Here is a 3,531-nt window from a genome sequence, read left to right on the forward strand (position 1 = left end):
GCGCTACACGGCTGTTGATGCCGCAAGGCTCTACCGCTTTGAAAGCCTCGAACATTCGTTCACGGCGGACCTGCCGTTGGACGAAGATGGTCTCGTGGGCGACTATCCGGGTCTCTTCCGGCGCGTCCTGTGATTGACAGAGGCGTGACATCTGGGCGCGGCGACCAGCCTTGGCAAATGACGCCACACCGCGTAAGTCTTTGTAAAGACACGCAGTTTTTAATAATTCTAAACTAGAAGCCAATGATTGTCTGTTCCTGCAACGTCCTCTCCGATGGCGATGTGAAAGCATGTCTGCGCCCTGRGCCGGACTGCCCGCGCACGCCCGCGCAGGTCTATCGCTGTCTGGGGTGCAGTCCCGATTGCGGACGGTGCGTGCGCACGATTCGCGCCATCATGGACAAGGCCCTGGCGGATGCAGCGACAGAAGCCGCCCCTGTCTGCAGCCGGGGTTGTTGCCCGGTCGTGCTGGATAAGGCCGCGGCCGAGCCGACTCTTTGACCTCTGCCGTTCGGTCAACCAGATTACAACTCTTCCAATCTATGCAGCCGGCGTCGACGCGAGGCAGGAATGAAGGGCGACCAGAAAGTCATCGAGTACCTCAACCGCGGCTTGCGCAGCGAGCTCACGGCGGTCAGCCAGTATTGGCTGCATTACCGCCTCCTCGAGGACTGGGGCTACAAGGATCTTGCCAAGGCGTGGCGCAAGGAATCGATCGAAGAGATGCATCATGCCGATCGCTTCATCGAGCGCATCATTTTCCTCGAGGGCTTTGCCAATCTGCAGGTTCTCGACCCTCTGCGCATCGGCCAGAACGTCAAGGAAATTCTCGAATGCGACCTCGCGGGCGAGAACGACGCCCGCAACCTTTACGGCGAGGCGGCGACCTATTGCGAGAGCGTCGGCGACCGCGTGTCGAAGAATCTCTTCGAAGAGCTCATGAAGGATGAGGAAGGTCACATCGACTTTCTCGAAACGCAGCTCAATCTCGTCGAGCAGCTCGGTCTGCAGCTTTACGCCCAGAAGCATGTGGGCGGCGTCGAAGGCGAGCACTGACCGCCGAGCGGCGACGGCTCGGTACCCGGGCCACCCCACGCCTCAATCAGCAAAGAGATCTTCGGGCCTGTCGATCGTCGCAACCGGCAATGTGACGATGAGAAGATCGACATCGTCGGGATCGTTCCTGATCGAAAACCCGAGGCGCCTGCACATGTCGAGCATGGTGCTGTTCTCGCGCAGCACCTGCCCTTCCACCACGCGAAGACCGTCGGCCTTCGCCCATTCGATCATGAAGCGCATGAGGTCCCACCCAAGGCCCAGCCCCTTGAGGTCTGACCGCAGGAGAATGCCGTATTCGCCGGTCTCGTGGTTGGCATCCGCGTGCAGACGGACCGCACCGAGCATTTCGCCGGTCTCCGTATCGAACGCCACGAATGCGATCGCGCGCGCGTAATCGAGCTGCGTCAGGCGCGCGAGAAATACGTGGTTGAAATCGCGCACGGGCGCAAAAAAGCGAAGACGCAGGTCTTCCTGCGTGACGCGCTTGAAGAATTCCAGAAACTTGCTTTCATCGTCCGGTCTCACCGGGCGAACCAGGGCGGTGCTGCCGTTGCGAAGCGTGATAATCCGCTCCCATTCCTTGGGATAGGGCCTTACCGCGAAACGTGACTGACCCTTCCGCTCGTTCGGCGCAAGCGGCGCGATGGCCACGCGCGCGTCTACCGCGATGACGGATTTTTCGTCGGCCAGGAGCGGGTTGATGTCGACCTCCCGGATTTCGGGCAAGTCGGAGGCCAGTTGCGCAAGCTTCACGAGGACGAGCGCCACCGCACGCTCGTCGGCGGCGGGCACATCACGATACGCCTTGAGACGGCGCGACACGCGGGTTCTCGCGATCAGGTCCGCCGCGAGCTTCAAGTCCAGCGGAGGCAGCGCCAGAGCCTTGTCGTCAATGACTTCCACCGCCGTACCGCCGCGCCCGAACAGAACGACGGGACCGAATGTCGGATCGTCGGCGAGCCCGACGATCAGTTCGCGCGCCTTCCCGCGTCTGACCATCGGCTGAACGATGATACCGGTCACCGTCGCGTCGGGTCTCAATCTCGCGGCGCGTTCGAAGATATCCGCCACAGCGTTTCTCACCGCGCCCTCGTTGGCGAGGTCCAGCTGGACGCCGCCGATATCCGACTTGTGCACGATATCGGGCGACAGAATCTTGACCGCGACCGTGCCGCCTTCGGCAAAGGTCGGGCGCGCTGCAACCACGGCTTCATCCGGGGACTTGGCAAGGACGAGCGGCGCGACTGGGATGTCATAGGCCCGCAGCAATGCATTCACCTCGAGCGGATCGAGCCATTGCCGCTTTGCGGCGATCGCTCCTGCGACGATCGCCTGAGCCCCCGCCACGTCCGGGACGAAATCGTGCGGAAGACTGTCGGGCGTTTCCATCAATTCTTCCTGCGCCTCACGGTAACGCACAAGCTGAATGAACCCCCTGACGGCATCGGCTTCGGTGGAAAAATGGGGAATGCGCGCCTGCTCGAAATGGCGCGCGGATTCGGAATCCTCGCCGATCCACGCGGCGAAAACCGGCTTGTGGCGCAGCCCTCCCTCTCGATTGCGCTTCACCGATTCCGCTACGACGCGCGCCGAATCCGCCGCGCTGGCGACCGCGGTCGGCACGTTGAGTACGAGGATTGCGTCATTCTGATCATCGGCCAAGAGAGCATCGAGCGCGGTATCGTAACGCGCAGGATCGGCGTCGCCGATGATATCGATGGGGTTCCCGCGCGACCAGTTCGCCGGCAGGGCCGCGTTCAGCCGCGCCATGGTGGTGTCCGACAGGCCCGCCAGCGTTCCGCCAAGATCGATCAGGCGGTCCACCGCCAGCACGCCGACGCCGCCGCCATTGGTGAGCACCGCGAGTCGCTTTCCGGGAAACGGCTTCTGCCGCCCCAGCGTTTCGGCGGCGGCGAAGAGTTGGTCGAGATCGAGCACGCGCAGGAGGCCCGCGCGCCGAAACGCGGCATCGTAAACCGCATCCGAGCCCGCCAGCGCTCCGGTGTGGGTCGCCGCTGCCTTTGCGCCCTGCGCGTGCCGTCCTGCCTTGATGACGACGACCGGTTTCGTGCGCGCGGCGGCACGCGCCGCCGACATGAACTTCTTCGCGTTGTCGAGGGACTCCATGTAGAGGAGGATCGCCCGCGTGCCTGGATCGGCCGAGAAATAGTCGAGGCAATCGCTGAAATCGACGTCCATCTTGTCGCCCAGCGAAACGATTCCGGAGAATCCGACCTTTCGTTGGGCCGCCCATTCGATGAGTCCTGCCGCGATGGCGCCCGATTGCGACACCAGCGCAAGGTCGCCGACGTTCACGCCGCGCGCGGCGAAGCTCGCATTCATCTTTGCCCGTGGCGCGAGCACGCCGATGCAATTCGGCCCGACGATCCGCAACCCATGACGGCGCGCGGATTGTCTGACCTCCTCCGACAGGGACCCCTCGCCACGGCCGAGCCCCGCGGTGGCCACAAT

General features: G+C 63.2%; 4 protein-coding genes. 3 read left to right on the plus strand and 1 reads right to left on the minus strand.

All coding sequences use genetic code 11. From position 1 onward, the window contains the following. From AC1DVM_RS22720 to bfr, 3 genes are all read left to right on the plus strand, one after another. The coding region (locus AC1DVM_RS22720) for a putative glycolipid-binding domain-containing protein (RefSeq protein WP_477258348.1) at positions 1-133 on the plus strand (133 nt) is incomplete at its 5' end. A gap of 110 nt (positions 134-243) precedes the next feature. Next, positions 244-501, plus strand: a complete 258-nt coding sequence (locus AC1DVM_RS22725; RefSeq protein ID WP_477258342.1) for a (2Fe-2S)-binding protein — start codon at positions 244-246, stop codon at positions 499-501. A gap of 69 nt (positions 502-570) precedes the next feature. After that, positions 571-1,056, plus strand: a complete 486-nt coding sequence (gene bfr, locus AC1DVM_RS22730; RefSeq protein WP_477258344.1) for a bacterioferritin — start codon at positions 571-573, stop codon at positions 1,054-1,056. A gap of 42 nt (positions 1,057-1,098) precedes the next feature. Here the strand turns inward: bfr and AC1DVM_RS22735 are convergent. Further along, on the minus strand, positions 1,099-3,531 hold a 2,433-nt coding region (locus AC1DVM_RS22735; protein ID WP_477258346.1), incomplete at its 5' end, for a bifunctional acetate--CoA ligase family protein/GNAT family N-acetyltransferase.

Source organism: Microvirga sp. P4_A5 (assembly GCF_056402495.1).

Excerpts from the sequence above, each read along its gene's own strand:
- bfr (WP_477258344.1), top strand. The coding sequence starts at position 571 with ATGAAGGGCGACCAGAAAGTCATCGAGTACCTCAACCGCGGCTTGCGC.